The organism is Enhydrobacter aerosaccus (assembly GCF_900167455.1).
GTDB classification, from domain to species: Bacteria; Pseudomonadota; Alphaproteobacteria; order Reyranellales; family Reyranellaceae; genus Reyranella; species Reyranella aerosaccus.
In genome coordinates this window covers 1,097,141-1,113,327 of the sequence record NZ_FUWJ01000002.1, presented here as the reverse complement: position 1 = coordinate 1,113,327, position 16,187 = coordinate 1,097,141, and the positions used below count along the sequence as shown (strand labels likewise).

General features: G+C 64.3%; 15 protein-coding genes. 13 read left to right on the top strand and 2 right to left on the bottom strand.

Annotated elements, in window-relative coordinates; translation table 11 throughout:
- Window positions 1-29: 29 nt before the first annotated feature.
- Together B5D62_RS14635 and B5D62_RS14630 are read right to left on the bottom strand one after the other, a co-directional pair.
- Window positions 30-365: a DUF4387 domain-containing protein gene (locus B5D62_RS14635; RefSeq protein ID WP_085934576.1), complete on the bottom strand. Its 336-nt coding sequence runs from the start codon at window positions 363-365 to the stop codon at window positions 30-32.
- A complete protein-coding gene (locus tag B5D62_RS14630; RefSeq protein WP_085934575.1) occupies window positions 362-1,732 on the bottom strand; it encodes an acyclic terpene utilization AtuA family protein in 1,371 nt (456 codons plus the stop codon). Before B5D62_RS14630 ends, B5D62_RS14635 begins: the two co-directional genes overlap by 4 nt.
- Window positions 1,733-2,080: 348 nt before the next feature.
- On the opposite strand from B5D62_RS14630, the gene B5D62_RS14625 reads away from it, so the two are divergent.
- The 13 genes from B5D62_RS14625 to B5D62_RS14565 all read left to right on the top strand — a co-directional run bounded on the left by B5D62_RS14625 (window position 2,081) and on the right by B5D62_RS14565 (window position 16,184).
- On the top strand, window positions 2,081-3,397 hold the full coding sequence (locus B5D62_RS14625) for an O-acetylhomoserine aminocarboxypropyltransferase/cysteine synthase family protein (RefSeq protein WP_085934574.1): 1,317 nt from the start codon (window positions 2,081-2,083) through the stop codon (window positions 3,395-3,397).
- Window positions 3,398-3,616: 219 nt separating this feature from the next.
- Window positions 3,617-4,678 carry an ABC transporter substrate-binding protein gene (locus B5D62_RS14620; RefSeq protein WP_085934573.1) on the top strand — a complete coding sequence of 354 codons (1,062 nt, stop codon included), beginning with the start codon at window positions 3,617-3,619 and terminating at the stop codon, window positions 4,676-4,678.
- Window positions 4,679-4,688: 10 nt separating this feature from the next.
- Complete coding sequence (locus B5D62_RS33980) at window positions 4,689-5,696, top strand: ABC transporter permease (RefSeq protein ID WP_085934572.1); 1,008 nt, start codon at window positions 4,689-4,691, stop codon at window positions 5,694-5,696.
- Window positions 5,690-6,484 carry an ABC transporter ATP-binding protein gene (locus B5D62_RS14610; RefSeq protein WP_085934571.1) on the top strand — a complete coding sequence of 265 codons (795 nt, stop codon included), beginning with the start codon at window positions 5,690-5,692 and terminating at the stop codon, window positions 6,482-6,484. Before B5D62_RS33980 ends, B5D62_RS14610 begins: the two co-directional genes overlap by 7 nt.
- A gap of 100 nt (window positions 6,485-6,584) precedes the next feature.
- Window positions 6,585-7,025, top strand: coding sequence for a MerR family transcriptional regulator (locus B5D62_RS14605; protein ID WP_085934570.1), 441 nt, complete (start codon window positions 6,585-6,587; stop codon window positions 7,023-7,025).
- Entirely contained in the window at window positions 6,970-7,392 is a 423-nt protein-coding gene (locus B5D62_RS14600; RefSeq protein ID WP_085934569.1) for a VOC family protein, read from the top strand. Before B5D62_RS14605 ends, B5D62_RS14600 begins: the two co-directional genes overlap by 56 nt.
- Window positions 7,393-7,443: 51 nt before the next feature.
- On the top strand, window positions 7,444-8,526 hold the full coding sequence (gene dinB, locus B5D62_RS14595) for a DNA polymerase IV (protein ID WP_085934568.1): 1,083 nt from the start codon (window positions 7,444-7,446) through the stop codon (window positions 8,524-8,526).
- A 16-nt stretch (window positions 8,527-8,542) separates the two neighbouring features.
- Entirely contained in the window at window positions 8,543-9,448 is a 906-nt protein-coding gene (locus B5D62_RS14590) for a LysR family transcriptional regulator (protein WP_085934567.1), read from the top strand.
- A 155-nt stretch (window positions 9,449-9,603) separates the two neighbouring features.
- Complete coding sequence (locus B5D62_RS14585) at window positions 9,604-10,068, top strand: formate dehydrogenase subunit gamma (RefSeq protein WP_085934566.1); 465 nt, start codon at window positions 9,604-9,606, stop codon at window positions 10,066-10,068.
- Window positions 10,065-11,600, top strand: a complete 1,536-nt coding sequence (locus B5D62_RS14580; protein ID WP_085934565.1) for a formate dehydrogenase beta subunit — start codon at window positions 10,065-10,067, stop codon at window positions 11,598-11,600. Before B5D62_RS14585 ends, B5D62_RS14580 begins: the two co-directional genes overlap by 4 nt.
- A gap of 12 nt (window positions 11,601-11,612) precedes the next feature.
- Window positions 11,613-14,456: a formate dehydrogenase subunit alpha gene (gene fdhF / locus B5D62_RS14575; RefSeq protein WP_085934564.1), complete on the top strand. Its 2,844-nt coding sequence runs from the start codon at window positions 11,613-11,615 to the stop codon at window positions 14,454-14,456.
- Between the two features lie 5 nt (window positions 14,457-14,461).
- Entirely contained in the window at window positions 14,462-14,686 is a 225-nt protein-coding gene (locus B5D62_RS14570; protein ID WP_231714807.1) for a formate dehydrogenase subunit delta, read from the top strand.
- 97 nt (window positions 14,687-14,783) lie between these two features.
- Window positions 14,784-16,184, top strand: coding sequence for an L-lactate MFS transporter (locus B5D62_RS14565; protein WP_085934563.1), 1,401 nt, complete (start codon window positions 14,784-14,786; stop codon window positions 16,182-16,184).
- The last annotated feature ends 3 nt before the right edge of the window (window positions 16,185-16,187 follow it).

The following is a 16,187-nucleotide window of genomic DNA, read 5'->3' as shown; positions in this document are numbered from 1 at the left end:
GACGCTCGGGCAGCCGCCGAACTGTGCATCTACCTCGCAGGCCAGGGGATCCGGATCTCCTGCAGCGGGACGTGCTGCTGGGCGGCATGCATGTCGGTTTCGCCGACGCCACCCTGCACCCGCGGTCTAGGTAAGGTGATCTTCACCGCGTTCACCAGATCGAAGAAGCCGAAGGTGATGATGGCCTGAGTCGGCACATTGTAGAGCCGCGAGATCAGCTCCTTCGTGATCACCCCGCTCTCCTTCACCACTTCATAGTCTTCCTTCGACTTGAAGATGATGTCGAGTGTGATTTCGAACGGCCCGGCGTTCTTGCTGCGCACGACCTTGGCGATGTCGCGCAATGGCGTGGGGACAGAGGTCACGAAATCTCCTCGTAGCGGACCGGGAAGAGGGCTGTCGGGCTGTCGACCGTCATCAGGTGATAGACATTGAATTCGCAGGCCTGCCCAAGTGGAATCTCGAGCGGCGTGAAGGGCGAGGCGATGTTGCCGGCCGTGGCGATGCGACCTGGATAGGGACAATGCATCAGGCTGGTGCGGGCCTTGCCGCAGATCGCCGTCGCCAGCGCCTGCGTGGCGGCTGCCACCTCGACGATGATGCAAAGCTCGTGCGCCGGTGTCTTCACCGGTTCGAGGTCGCCCATCACGCCATTCTTGCCGTAGATGTGGGGAATGATGCGGTAGGCTTCCTCGGGCACGTCGCCGAAGTAGGCGCGCGTTCCGGCGATCACCTGGTCGAGGATCGAATCGATCTGGCTTATGAAGATCGGGTCGCGCGCTCCGGCGATGAAAATGCTTCGCCAGCCCGCGGTCTTGGCGCCTTCGAGCTTGATCGTGTAGCGCTTGCCAGGATCGAAGCGGCTGCCCGAGACGCGTACGCGCCTGTCGCTCACCTGCTCGTACGTGCAGTGGGAGAGGTCGAGCGTGCCGCCGGGGCCGGCAAGCAGGAAGGGATGCGTCTTCTCGTAGAGCGTATGCGCCGCGACCGAGGCCGTGGTGCAGCGTTCCGCTGGATTGAGGGGCTCGATCTCGAAATGATCCTGCCTCAGATAGCCGATGACGCTGCGCCCGACGGGCTCGGCGCAGAGCGCGCCGCATTCCATGATCTTGCCCATGTGCCAGGCGAGGGCCGGATCGAAGCCGGCGCGAATGGCCATCGCGGCGGTCGGCGCGGGATCGTAGGCCCGCCCGCTCACCACGACATCGACATCCTCCGGTTCGAGCGCCTTGAGGAACGGCTCGGCGCCCATTTGGGCCACGACGACGGTGGCGGCCGCGAGCTCGCGGGGATCGAGGGGCGGCACGGGACCCAGCGGTTCAATGCGCCCGGCTTCGAGTTCCCTGGCGATATGTCGCTTATCGATATCGGCGTAGATCTTCGCCAACTTGAAGCGCCAGCCGCGCTTGCGCGAGATCTCTGCAATCATGTTGCGGAAGGCATCGACATGCAGGTTGCTGCCGTCGCCGCCGGCCGAGGAGATCAGAAGAGGGATCCTGGCCTCGCGCTGCGCCTCCAGCAGGACCTCCAGGTCCTTCATGTAGGCCTCGCGGCTGCAGGTCATCTCGCCCAGGCCAAGCTTTTGCGGGCCGGAATCGGTCGAGCCCGAATCGATGGTGATGGCATGGGGCTTCTGCTCCAGGCCCAGGCGCAAATGCTCGATCGGGAACCCGTAGCCCAGCATGCCGGACGGCGTGAGGATCCGAATCTCGTCATTCTTCGAGGCGGCCATACCCTGCTCGTCCTGTATTAGGTCCGAAGAGCTTACAGATAGCATGGCTCGACCACCTTGCAGAGGGTCACATCGCGTGGCTGCCATGCGCACGGAATGATTCGATCGGCTGACGAGGGAAGGCGACTGCGCACTTTCCTCAAGGCGGCCAAAGAGAGCAACGGCTGCGTTTGACCCTATCGGAAGCGGTCGTGAGTATCGGGCCTGTCCGACATTCACCAAAGGTTAAGTCTGTGCGCTCCCTCTATTCCCGCCGGTGGTCGACCGCCGCGACCGGCGCGTGTGTGACGTCTCGCTCGAACCCGACGTGACTTCACTTCCGATCACTCCCAACGAGGGACTTTTGACATGACTTCGTCGCTCTCCAAGCATCCCGAGACGCTCTCCCTGCATGCCGGCTGGCGCGCCGATCCGACAACCGGCGCTGTGGCCGTACCGATCTACCAGACGACCTCCTTTCAGTTCCGCGATACCGAGCAGGCGTCGAACCTGTTTGCTCTGAAGGAACTGGGCAATATCTATACCCGTATCGGCAATCCCACGGCCGATGTACTGGAGCAGCGCGTTGCCGCCCTCGAAGGCGGCGTTGCCGCATTGGCCCTGGCCTCGGGACAGGCCGCGTCCGCCTTCGCGATCCAGAACCTGGCGCGAGCGGGAGATAACGTCGTGAGCTCGACGGACCTCTATGGCGGCACCTGGAACCTGTTCGCTCATACACTCAAGGATCAGGGAATCGAGGTGCGTTTCGTCGATCCGGCCGATCCGGGTGCCTTTGCTCGCGCGACCGATAGCCGTACCCGGGCGTACTACGCCGAGACCTTGCCGAATCCGAAGCTGACGGTGTTTCCGATCAAGGAGGTTGCCGATATTGGCCGGCCCCTGGGCATTCCCCTGATCGTCGACAATACCGCAGCCCCGATACTGTCGCGTCCGCTCGACCATGGCGCGGCGATCGTCGTCTATTCCAGCACCAAGTACCTGGGCGGCCACGGCAACTCGATCGGTGGCCTGATCGTCGATGGTGGCCGGTTCGACTGGGCCGCCCATCCGACTCGCCAGCCTGCCCTGAATGAGCCCGATCCAAGCTATCACGGCGCAGTCTGGGTCGAGGCGGTGAAGCCGATCGGCCCGGTTGCCTACATCATAAAGGCGCGCACGACTTTGCTGCGCGATATCGGCGCTGCTCAATCGCCGTTCAATGCCTTTCTGACGCTGCAGGGCATCGAGACCTTGGCGCTGCGGATCGAACGGCATTCGCGCAACGCACAGGCGGTGGCCGATTTCCTCGTCAAGCGGCCCGAGGTCGTGCGCGTGATTTATCCATCACAACAGACCGGCGAGTCTCGCCGCCGCGCTGACACCTATTTGAAGGGCGGATATGGCGGTCTCGTGGGCTTCGAGCTCGCGGCCGGACGCGAGGCCGGACGACGCTTCATCGATTCGCTGAAGCTTCTCTACCATGTCGCCAACATCGGCGATGCACGCAGCCTGGCCATCCATCCGGCGACGACCACCCACTCGCAGCTCACGCCTGAGGACCAGCAGAAGACGGGCGTTTCCGATGGCTATGTGCGCCTGTCGATCGGCATCGAACATATCGATGACATCGTCGCCGATCTTTCCCAGGCGCTCGACGCGGCGGGCACTCTCGCTCGGGCGGCCTGAAGCAGAACACCATCGTGAGGCGCCGAAGGGCGGAAAGCTCTTTCCTCCGGCGCCGTCACTTTGGTTTTCCTGATTATTTACCCGAGCCGTCGAATCGAACCATGCTTCGCCGCATGAAATGCGACGAAGTCGTTCCGACCAAGTCCTGTTGCCGCCGTTAGAGGCTGTCGCGCGTCTGCGCGCGCCCGTGTTCTTCCCGTGTTGCCTGGAGTACCCGCGATGTTTCGCTTTGCCACCCGTCGTACGTTCTTGCGGACCGCCGCCGCTGCCAGTGCTTTGATCCCCGCTGCGGCAGTTGCACAGCGCACCTTTCTCCGTGGTCAGACGCTGGATCAGTTCGATCCATCGATCTGCCGGACGTCGTTCGGCCAGCCTGTCATCCTGCCGCAGAAGCGAGAGCTGAAGCTCACCTGGAACGCTACGGCGATCTGCACCGTCGGTGTGGCAGCGGCGAAGGAGAAAGGCTACTTTGCCAAGCACAATCTCGACGTCGAGCTGATCAATTTCGGTGGTTCGACAGATCAGCTGCTCGAAGCCATCGCGACCGGCAAGGCCGATGCGGGTATCGGCATGGCTCTGCGTTGGCTGAAGCCGCTGGAGGCCGGCTTTGATGTCAAGATCTCTGCTGGCATTCACGGCGGTTGCATGCGTCTTTTCACGACCCGGGACAGCGGCATCCACGACGTCGGCGGTCTTAAAGGCAAGACCATCGGTGTCACCGATCTCGCGGCGCCCGACCGCAACTTCTTCTCGATCATGCTTCAGCAAGCGGGCGTCGATCCCAACAAGGAGATCGAATGGAAGGTCTTTCCGGGCGACGTGCTGCCAGTGGCCTTGAAGAAGGGTGAGGTCCAGGCCTTCGCCTTGGGAGATCCTCTCGGCTGGATCGCGCGCGATCGGGACAACCTGTTCGAGATCGCCAACAATCTCACCGGTGATTTCTCGCACCGCACCTGCTGTGTGCTGGGAATCCGCGGCAGCCTGATCCGCCAGGACAAGCCAGTTGCCACGGCACTCACTCAGGCCTTGCTCGAGGCCCAGGAATGGGTGGCAACGAATTCGGAAGCCGCTGCCGAGGTCTTCGCGCCGCATGCGAAGGCGCCAGTGGAGCAACTGGCGGCCATGCTGCGCAGTCATACACATCACCATAATCCGCTGGCCGCCGACCTGCGCCAACAGATCAGCCTCTACGCGGAGGAACTGAAGAGCATCGCCGTCTTCAAGCAGTCGACGGACGTCCAGAAGTACGCGGCGCGCGTGACCGCCGACGTATTGGCGTAGGGAGGCTGCGATGACGGCGATTGCGGAGGCGGCACCCGGCAGGGCGGGCGCGCTTCTGGCTGGCGACGACGAGCGGCCGCACTCCCTGGGGCTGCTTGTCGTCGCCGGCTTCCTTTGGCTGGGCCTCGGGGTTGTGATTCTGGCTTGGCCGGACGCACAGGAACTCGAGCGCACTTCCCTATTGGGCAGCCTTGCGCTGGGGTTCGGCATGCTGCAGCTCCTGGCATGGGCCGGAGGATGGTTCTCGCGGCCAGTTGCACGCCTGGGCCGCTTCGCTCCATGGCTCGTGGTTTTGGCGCTGGTGATGACGGCCTGGGAAGTCGCGACAGCGAAGCTCGACCTGCTGCCACTGCCGTTCTTCCCGTCGCCGCAGGCCTTCCTCGAGGTCTATACCGACGACTGGCGACGGCTGGGCGATTCCCTCCTCCACTCGGTGTTGCTGCTGGCGCGCGGCTTCGCCATCGGTGCCGCCGTCGGCTTCGTGATCGGGGTGGCGCTCGGCTGGTCGAAACGAGTCGGATATTGGATCCATCCGGTCATGCGGTTGGTCGGCCCGTTGCCGGCAACAGCCTGGTTGCCGCTTGCCTTCTTCATCTTCCCGAGCAGCGGCAGCGCCAGCACGTTCCTGATCGCGCTGGCGACGGCCTTTCCGCTGATCGTGCTCACCTGGTCAGGCGTCGCGGGCGTGCAGACCGCCTACTACGATGTGGCGCGGACACTGGGCGCCAATTCGCGGTTCCTGATCCTGAAGGTCGCGATCCCGGCCGCCTTGCCGCACGTCTTTGTCGGCCTGTTCATGGGACTGGGATCTTCGTTCGCCGTCCTCGTGGTGGCGGAGATGCTGGGCGTGAAGTCCGGTCTCGGATGGTATCTGCAATGGGCGCAGGGCTGGGCAGCCTATGCCAATATGTATGGCGCTCTGCTGGTGATGGCGTTGATGTGCTCGGCGCTGATCACGGTGCTGTTCCGCGTGCGCGACAGGCTGCTGTCCTGGCAGAAGGGGCTCGTTCAATGGTAGCGCTGGCCGAAGCGGTGAATGTCGGCACGGCACCCGGTGCCGCCGTCGATATTGTCGACATCGATCACGGGTTCGCGTTGCATGGCGACTATCTGCCGGTGCTGGAGGATGTGTCCTTCCGCGTCGAACCCGGCGAGTTCGTCGCTCTGCTCGGGCCCAGCGGCTGCGGCAAGTCGACCTTGCTGCGGTTGATTGCGGGTCTCGACACGCCGCGCGCCGGTCGACTGATCGTCGACGGCGCCGACGTGACGGGCCCGGACCCGTCGCGTGTCGTGGTCTTTCAGGACCCGACGCTTTACCCATGGCGGACGGTATGGCGGAACGCTTCACTCGGCTTGGAGACACGGGGCCTGCTGAAGCAGCAGCGCGAGCGGGTCGATGCCGCGCTGGCGCTGGTCGGCCTGGAGAAGTTCGCCAAGGCCTATCCCCATCAGCTTTCCGGCGGTATGGCACAACGTGCCTCGCTGGCGCGGGCGCTGGTGAACGACCCCAGCCTGCTGATCCTCGACGAGCCGCTGGGCAAGCTCGACAGCCTGACGCGCCTGGCGATGCAGGGCGAGATCACACGTCTGTGGCAGAGGCGCGGATTCACCGTGCTGATGGTGACGCACGATGTCGAGGAAGCACTGCTGTTGGCCAACCGGGTGATCGTCTTCAGCGATCGGCCGGCCCGCGTGCGCGCAGACCTGGCGGTGGATTTGCCTTATCCTCGCCACCGCGACCATCCGGAACTCCTGCGTCTGCGCCGCGAGGCGTTGAGTCTGCTGGGCATGGCGGCGGACTGGTAGCGGACCGCCGACGACCTTCTCCTTGGTCGTTGTACCGCTTGTTTGGCGCTTGACCTTGTCACTAGTGTGAAGGCCTTAGCCTGAGCGCGAGGTCAAGGACATGCGTATGCGGGAAGCGGCTCGAAAACTCCAGGTCAGCGCACGGATGCTGCGCCACTACGAGGCGGCGGGCTTGCTGCGGGCCGCCCGTCTCGATAACGGCTATCGCAGCCTGTCGGAGGCAGATGTGCAACGGGCGGCCTGGGTCCGCGACCTCATCGCGGCGGGCTTTTCGACTCGCGAGGTGCGGGCCCTAGCGGCGGCGCTCGACGCCGGCGCCGGCCCTCCTATTTGTACTGCCGCGCTGCGCAACAAGCTCGAGCAGATCGACCGGCTTGTCGATGCTCTGACCAACCGCCGCCGACGGGTTGCCGAGCGCCTTGTCCGTCAGCAACAGGCCGTGGCGGCCTCATCGACGAGCGACCACGGCAAGGAAGGGCCTGGCGATGGAAATCCTGAACATTCTGGTGCGCCGGTATCTGCCCCTGGCAGACCTCGATGAGGCGGTGCGGTTCTACGAAGGGCTGATTGGCCAAAAGGCGCGGCTGCGCTTCGATTATCCCCGATACAATCTGCGGCTGGCACAGGTCGGCTCGATCCTGTTCGTGGCCGGGACGGCGGAAGGCCTGGCTCCCTTCCTCGAGACGCAGGCCACCTTCATGGTCGAGGATATCGAGGGCTACGCCAGATATCTGCCGACGATCGGCGCCGAGGTGCTCGCGCCGCCCAAGGCCGTCCCGACCGGCTGGAATATGTTGGTAAGACATCCGGACGGGATGCGGGTCGAGTATGTCGAACACCGTGACAAGCATCCCGCCGATCGGATGAGCAAGGCTGAGGCCCCGGGACGGATTTTTTCCGGAGGATAGCCGCCCGCTGCGGCCTCTCCCGCATCGGGCCGCGGGAGGATAGGCTGAGGCATGGCGGAGGAAACCCGCAAGATCATCCACCTCGACATGGATGCGTTCTATGCATCCGTGGAGCAGCGCGACGATCCGTCGTTACGCGACAAGCCGGTCGCCGTCGGCGGCAGCCGCGAGCGCGGCGTTGTCATGGCAGCGAGCTACGAGGCGCGCCGCTTCGGCGTGCGCTCGGCCATGCCTTCGACGACAGCACGGCGGCTATGCCCGGAGCTTCTGTTCGTGAAACCGCGCTTCGAGGTCTACAAGGAAGTGTCGCGGCAGATCCGCGTCATCTTTCTGGAGTACACGCCGCTGGTCGAACCGCTGTCGCTCGACGAGGCCTATCTCGACGTTACGACCAATCTCAAGAACATGCCGCTGGCCTCCGAGATCGCGCGCGAGATCCGAGCCCGCATCCTGGAGCAGACGGGGCTCACGGCCTCGGCCGGAATCTCCTACAACAAATTCCTGGCCAAGCTCGCCTCGGATCATCGCAAGCCCAACGGCCAATTCGTTATCCGGCCGGAGAAGGGGCCGCTGTTCGTCGAGAGCCTGCCGGTCGGGAAATTCCACGGGATCGGTCCGGCGACCGAGGCCAAGATGCAGCGACTGGGTATCCATACCGGCGCCGATCTCAAAGCCCAGTCGCTCGAATTCCTGCAGCAGAATTTCGGCAAGTCGGGTGCTTACTATCATGCCATTGCGCGGGGACAGGACGACCGGCGCGTCGTGCCGGACAGGCCGCGAAAGTCGATCGGTTCGGAGACGACCTTCCCCCAGGATTTGGGTCGCCCGATCGACATCGAGGAGGGGGTGCTGTCCGTGCTGGACGATGTCTGGAGCTATTGCGAGCGGACCGGGACGGCGGGACGGACCGTGACGGTGAAGATCAAGTATGCGGATTTCCAGATCGTTACCCGCAGCCGTACGCTGTCCTCTCCGGTGGGGAGCCGGATCGACCTCGAACAGGCGAGCATCGAGCTGGTGCGCTCGATCTTTCCGCTGCAGAAGAAGGTCCGGCTGCTGGGCGTATCGCTGTCGAATATGGCGGCGCGGACGGAGGCGGAGCGGGCGCCGCCGCAATTGACGTTGGGACTGTGAGGACGCTCCCGGGACGATGATCGACAAACTCGAATACCTGCTGGCATTGGCCCGCGAACGAAATTTCGGCAGGGCAGCCGAGCAGTGCGGCGTAACGCAGCCCACTTTCTCGGCCGGCATCAAGCAGCTCGAAGACACGCTGGGCGTCATGCTGGTGCAGCGCACGTCGCGCTTCCTGGGTTTCACCTCCGAGGGCGAGCGCGTCCTCGAATGGGCGCGCGGCATCGTCGCCGATGCGCGCGCCATGCGGCAGGAAGTGCAGGCGTTGAAGAAGGGCCTGAGCGGCCATCTCAAGATCGCGGCCATTCCGACCGCGCTCGCCATGGTGTCTGCGCTGACCACGCCCTATCGTGCCAAACACCCCGACGTTAAGTTCACCATCCTGTCGCGCACCTCCATCGAAGTGCTGTCGATGCTGGAGAATCTCGAGGTCGATGCCGGTCTGACCTATATCGACAACGAGCCGCTCGGCCGCATGCGGGCGGTGCCGCTTTATCGGGAGCAGTACCGGCTGCTGACGTCGGCTGGGAGCCCGCTGGGCGATCATGATCGCGTCACTTGGTCGGAGGTGGCGAAGATCCCGCTTTGTCTCCTGACACCGGACATGCAGAACCGGCGCATCATCGATCAGCTCCTGAATGCGGCCGGAGGCAGTCTCGAGCCGACGCTCGAATCCAATTCCATGATCGTGCTCTTTTCCCATGTCCGTACCGGCAGATGGGCGAGCGTGATGCCGGAGAAGCTGGCCGAGACGCTGGGGCTGACCGAGCGGCTGCGCTCGATTCCCATCGTCGAGCCCGAGGCGGTGCACCAGATCGGCCTCGTCGTGCCCCCGCGCGAGCCGATGACCTCGCTCGTCTCGGCGCTTGTGACGCAAGCAAAGGCAGTCGCACGGCAGATGGCGAAGCCTATATCTAGTTAATCCGATTTTCATCCACACTATTAGTAGCAGAGAATAATAGTCTTTTGGGCGGGTAGTCGAGCAAATCGATAGATTTGTTCTATTGCAGCATGCCACAGCTTTATTGAGTAACAGCGGCCGGGCGTCGATCCTTATTCATCATTGGAGAAACGCTCATGCCGGCGTGGAACGAAGCGCAGGCTGCCGAAATCATGCATCGCCATGACGGCCGCGAAGGCGCATTGCTGCCGATCCTGCACGATGTGCAGGCCACCTTCGGTCATGTCCCGGCCGAGGCCATTCCCTTTATTGCGCAGGTGTTGAACCTTACCCGTGCCGAGGTCCAGGGAGTCGTCTCTTTCTATCATGATTTCCGCGAGCGGCCGGCCGGTCGCCACGTCCTCAAGATCTGCCGTGCCGAGTCCTGCCAGGCAATGAACAGCGAGGCGCTGGCCGAGCAGGTGTTGAAGCATTTCGGTCTGACCTGGGGCGAGACGACGCCGGATGGCCGACTGACGATCGAACCGACCTATTGCCTTGGCCTCTGCGCCTGTTCGCCCTCGGCGCTGCTTGATAGCGAGCCGATGGCGAGGCTGGACGCGACCTGCATAGAGGAAATCGCGCGGGAGGTGGGCCGATGACGATGCGCCTCTTCGTGCCGCGCGATGCTGCGGCCCGCGCCGTGGGAGCGGATCGCGTGGCTGCGGCCCTGGCAGCCGAGGGCGAGCGCACGGGGCAGGTCCTCGAGATCGTCCGTACCGGCTCGCGTGGTCTGTTCTGGCTCGAACCGATGGTCGAGATCGAGACTCCCTCGGGCCGTATCGGCTTCGGCCCGGTGACGCCGGCCGACGTGCCGTCGCTGTTTGCCGCCGGCTTCGGTGCGTCGCATCCCTTGCATCTCGGCCGGCCGGAAGAACTGCCGTTCCTGAAGCGCCAGACGCGCATCACTTTTGCCCGCTGCGGCATCGTCGATCCGCTGTCGCTCGCCGATTACTGTGCTCATGGCGGCGGGAGAGGGCTCGAGCGTGCCTGGAGCCTCGGGCCCGCGAAGATCATCGATGAGGTCACCAAATCCGGATTGCGCGGCCGCGGCGGCGCAGGCTTTCCCACTGGCATCAAGTGGAAGACCGTCGCCGACGCGGCGGCGGACAGGAAATACATCGTCTGCAACACCGACGAAGGCGATTCGGGCACGTACGCCGATCGCATGATCCTGGAAGGCGATCCCTTCCTGCTGATCGAGGGCATGGCCATCGCCGGTCTCGCCGTTGGTGCCACCAAGGGCTACGTCTATATCCGCTCCGAGTATCCCGACGCCGTTCGGGTCATGGAGCAGGCCGTCGCCCTTGCCCGGGGCGACGGGATGATCGGTGGCGAGTTGAGGTTCGACATCGAGGTGCGCGTCGGGGCGGGCGCTTACGTCTGCGGCGAGGAGACCTCGTTGCTGGAAAGCCTGGAAGGCAAGCGCGGTCAGGTCCGCGCCAAGCCGCCGCTTCCCGCGCACAAGGGCCTGTTCGGCAGGCCGACCGTCATCAACAACCTGATCTCCCTGGCCACCGTTCCGGCCATCCTGGCGGATGGGGCCGAGCACTACGCGACCCTTGGCATGGGTCGGTCGCGCGGCACCATGCCGATCCAGCTCGCCGGCAACGTCAAGTATGCCGGCCTGTTCGAGGCCGCCTTCGGCCTCTCGCTGGGCGAGATCGTCGAGGACATCGGTGGCGGCACACGCACCGGACGGCCGATCCGGGCGGTCCAGGTCGGGGGTCCGCTCGGCGCCTATTTCCCGCGCGCCTTGTTCAACACGCCGTTCGATTACGAAGCCTTCGCCGCCCGCGACGGCTTGATCGGGCATGGCGGCGTCGTCGTGTTCGACGACACGGTCGACATGGCCCGTCAGGCGCGCTTTGCGTTCGAATTCTGCGCGATCGAATCCTGCGGCAAGTGTACTCCCTGCCGCCTCGGGTCCAGGCGCGGCGTGGAGACCATGGACAAGGTCATCCGCGGCGAGCGTGTCGAAGCCAATCTCGCCCTGATCGAGGATCTCTGCCAGACGCTGAAATTCGGCTCGCTCTGCGCCTTGGGCGGTTTCACGCCCTATCCGGTCGCGAGCGCGATCAAGCACTTCCCTGAGGACTTCAACCGTCCGCGCCTCGCGGCCGCGGCGGATTAAAGGACAGGATCCATGTCGCTCATATCCGAAACGGACTATGGCACGCCGCTCAGCCGAGCGGAGGAACAAGTAACGCTCACCATCGACGGCCAGACGGTCACCGTGCCGGCCGGCACGTCGATCATGCGGGCCGCCGTCGATGCTGGCATCTCGGTGCCCAAGCTCTGCGCCACCGACTCGCTGGAGGCCTTCGGCTCCTGCCGGCTGTGCCTGGTCGAGATCGCGGGCCGGTCCGGCACTCCCGCCTCCTGTACCACGCCGGTCGCTCCTGGCCTGGTCGTTTCGACCCAGACCGAGCGGCTGAAGCAGATCCGCCGGGGCGTGATGGAGCTCTATATCTCCGACCATCCGCTCGACTGCCTGACCTGCGCCGCCAATGGCGATTGCGAGCTGCAGGATATGGCCGGCGCGGTCGGCCTGCGGGAGGTGCGCTACGGTTATGACGGCGCGAACCATCTCGGGCAGGAGAAGGACGAGTCCAATCCCTATTTCACGTTCGATCCCTCCAAGTGCATCGTCTGCTCGCGATGCGTCCGGGCGTGCGAGGAGGTCCAGGGCACCTTCGCTTTGACCATCCAGGGTCGCGGATTCGGGTCGAAGGTCTCCGCCGGCGCTTTGGCGGACAATTTCCTGAGTTCAGAATGCGTCTCGTGCGGCGCCTGCGTGCAGGCCTGCCCGACGGCGACGCTGTCCGAGAAGAGCGTGATCGAGATCGGCACGCCCGAGCATTCCGTGGTGACGACCTGCGCCTATTGCGGTGTCGGGTGCAGCTTCAAGGCCGAGATGCGCGGCGAGGAAGTGGTGCGCATGGTGCCCTACAAGGAGGGCAAGGCCAATCGCGGCCACTCCTGCGTCAAGGGCCGCTTTGCCTGGGGCTATGCCAATCATCGTGAGCGCATCCTGAAGCCGATGATGCGCGAGAGCATCGACCAGCCGTGGCGGGAGGTAAGCTGGGAGGTGGCGATCGACCGCGTGGCGTCGGAATTCAAGCGCCTCCAGGAAAAATATGGCCGCCTCTCGATCGGCGGCATCACCTCGTCACGCTGCACCAACGAGGAGACCTATCTGGTCCAGAAGCTGGTGCGCGGCGGCTTCGGCAACAACAATGTCGATACCTGCGCCCGCGTCTGCCACTCGCCGACGGGCTATGGACTCAGCCAGACCTATGGCACGTCGGCCGGCACGCAGGATTTCGATTCGATCGAGCATACCGACGTCGTGCTGGTGATCGGTGCCAATCCGACCGATGCGCATCCGGTGTTCGGCTCGCGCCTCAAGAAGCGCCTGCGCCAGGGCGCTCACCTCATCGTCGTCGACCCGCGCCGCACCGATCTCGTCCGCAGTCCGCATATCGAAGCGGACTATCACTTGGCGCTGCGGCCGGGCACGAACGCAGCGATCCTCAACGCCTTGGCCCATGTCATCGTGACCGAAGGACTCATCAACGAGGCCTTCGTCCGCGATTTCTGCGATCGCGATGCGTTCGAGTACTGGATGCAGTTTGTCGCCGATCCGAAGAACAGCCCGGAGGCGGTCAGCCTGGTATCGGGCGTGCCGGCCGAGGCGATCCGTGGCGCGGCGCGCCTCTACGCCACCGGCGGCAACGCGGCCATCTATTACGGCCTGGGCGTGACCGAACACAGCCAGGGCACGACATCGGTCATGGCGATCGCCAACCTGGCAATGGTCACCGGCAATATCGGACGACCGGGCGTGGGCGTGAATCCTCTACGCGGGCAGAACAACGTCCAGGGTTCGTGCGACATGGGATCGTTCCCGCACGAGCTTACGGGCTATCGGCACATCTCCGACGACGCCACGCGCCACGCCTTCGAGGCATTGTGGAACCGGCCGCTCGATCGCGAGCCCGGCCTGCGCATCCCGAACATGTTCGATGCGGCGATCGAAGGCAGCTTCAAGGGGCTGTATGTCCAGGGCGAAGACATCCTGCAGTCGGACCCCAATACCAAGCATGTCGTGGCGGCGCTCTCGGCCATGGAGTGCGTGGTCGTGCAGGACCTGTTCCTGAACGAAACCGCGAACTACGCCCACGTTTTTCTGCCGGGATCCTCCTTCCTCGAGAAGGACGGCACCTTCACCAATGCCGAACGACGCATCAATCGCGTCCGCAAGGTGATGACGCCGCGCAACGGCATGGCCGACTGGGAGATCACCCTGGCCATCGCCAAGGCCATGGGCTTCGAGATGCATTACGACCATCCCGCCGAAATCATGGACGAGATCGCCCGGCTGACCCCCAGCTTCGCCGGCGTCTCCTACGATCTGCTCGACAGGCTGGGCTCGGTCCAGTGGCCGTGCAACGGAGCGGCGCCAGAGGGTACGCCGGTGATGCATATCGGCGGCTTCGTCCGCGGCAAGGGCAATTTCATGATCACCGAGTACGTGCCGACGGACGAACGCACCGGCCCGCGTTTCCCGCTGCTGCTGACGACCGGCCGCATCCTCAGCCAATACAATGTCGGCGCGCAGACGCGGCGCACCGACAACGTGATCTGGCACGAGGAGGACGTTCTGGAAATCCATCCGCACGACGCCGAGCAGCGCGGCGTGCGCGATGGCGATTGGATCAGGCTCGACAGCCGCGCCGGCAGCACCACGCTCAAGGCCTGTATCACCGAGCGGGTCGCGCCCGGTGTCGTCTACACGACGTTCCATCATCCCCAGACCCAGGCCAACGTCGTCACCACCGACTACTCGGACTGGGCGACCAACTGCCCTGAATACAAGGTCACGGCGGTGCAGGTTTCACCCTCCAACGGACCGAGCGAGTGGCAGCGCGAGTATGAGCGGCAGGCCGATCACAGCCGCCGCATCGCCAAGGCCGCGGCGGAGTAGCGACCGTGTCAGGCGACAAGCTCGTCATGATGGCCAACCAGATCGGCAAGTTCTTCGTGCCCCAGCGCGGCATCGATCCGGTCGCCGCCATCGCCGACCATCTGCGAAAGTTCTGGGATCCTCGCATGCGCGCCGCCATTGTCGCGCATCTCGAGCAAGGCGGGGCGGATCTCGACGATCCGGTTCGCCAGGCCGTCCGCCGGCTCAAGGAGGCGGAAGCGCGTAGTTAGGCCAAGAAACAATGAACTTGGGGAATGAACGGGCAATGATAATTCCAAATCGGGAAGCGTGGTCTTCGCTGTCGCGGAGCCACGAAGGAGGACGCCAATGAGTTTTCTCGCGCGCGCGCGGACGGTCGCCAGACCGGGCTTCAGTCGCTGGATGGTGCCACCGGCGGCACTGTGCATCCATCTGTGCATCGGCCAGGCCTATGCCTTCAGCGTGTTCAACCTGCCGATGACCAAGCTCATCGGCATTTCCAAATCGGCGCCGGACGACTGGAAGCTCACGGAACTCGGCTGGATATTCTCGATCGCCATCTTCTTTCTCGGCGCTTCCGCGGCAGTCTTCGGCCGCTGGGTCGAGGAGGGCGGACCGCGCCGCGCTATGTTCACGGCCGGCGTCTGCTGGGCGGGCGGCTTCGTCCTGTCGGCGATCGGCGTCTATGTGCACCAGCTCTGGATGATCTATCTCGGCTATGGCGTGTTCGGCGGCATCGGGCTGGGTCTGGGTTACATCTCGCCTGTCTCCACCCTGATCAAGTGGTTCCCGGACCGGCCGGGCATGGCGACCGGCATGGCGATCATGGGTTTCGGCGGGGGCGCCTTCATCGCCTCGCCGCTTTCGGTGTGGCTGATGCAGCGCTTCTCCAGCCCGACCCATATCGGCGTCGCCGAAACCTTCCTGTGCCTGGGCGCGATCTATCTCTGCTTCATGTGGGTGGGCGCCACCATCGTGCGGGTGCCGCCGGACAATTGGGTGCCGGCCGGCTACAAGCCGCCTGTCGCGCCGCAGAAGCTCATCACCAAGAACGACGTCTATGTCTATGACGCGCTCAAGACGCCGCAATTCTGGCTGATCTGGTGGGTGCTGTGCCTGAACGTCACGGCCGGTATCGGCGTGCTAGGCCAAGCCTCGGCCATGAGCCAGGAGATGTTTCCCGGCAAGGTGACCGCGGTGGCGGCGGCCGGCTTCGTCGGCCTCATCAGCCTGTTCAACATGGGCGGCCGCTTCTTCTGGGCGTCGATCTCGGACATGATCGGGCGGAAGAACACCTACTTCTGCTTCTTCACGCTGGGACCGGTGCTCTACATCCTGGTGCCCTGGACCGGGTCGATCGGCAGCGTGACGCTGTTCGTCGTCTGCTTCGCCATCATTCTCAGCATGTATGGCGGCGGCTTCTCCACCGTGCCGGCCTATCTCAAGGATATGTTCGGCACCCGCTATGTCGGCGCCATCCACGGCATGCTGCTGACGGCATGGTCGGCCGCGGGCGTGCTCGGCCCGGTGCTCGTGAACTACATTCGCGAGTATCAGATCGGGAACGGCGTGCCGAAGGCGCAGGCCTACAACACGACCATGTACATCATGGCCGGATTGCTGGTGGTCGGCTTCATCTGCAATGCCTGCATCAAGGCGGTGCATCATCGCTTCCATATGAGACCTGACCACGAAGCCGAACGCGCCGCGGCGGAAGTCGCCGCAGCAGGCGATCCGGCCGGCGCCTAGGGA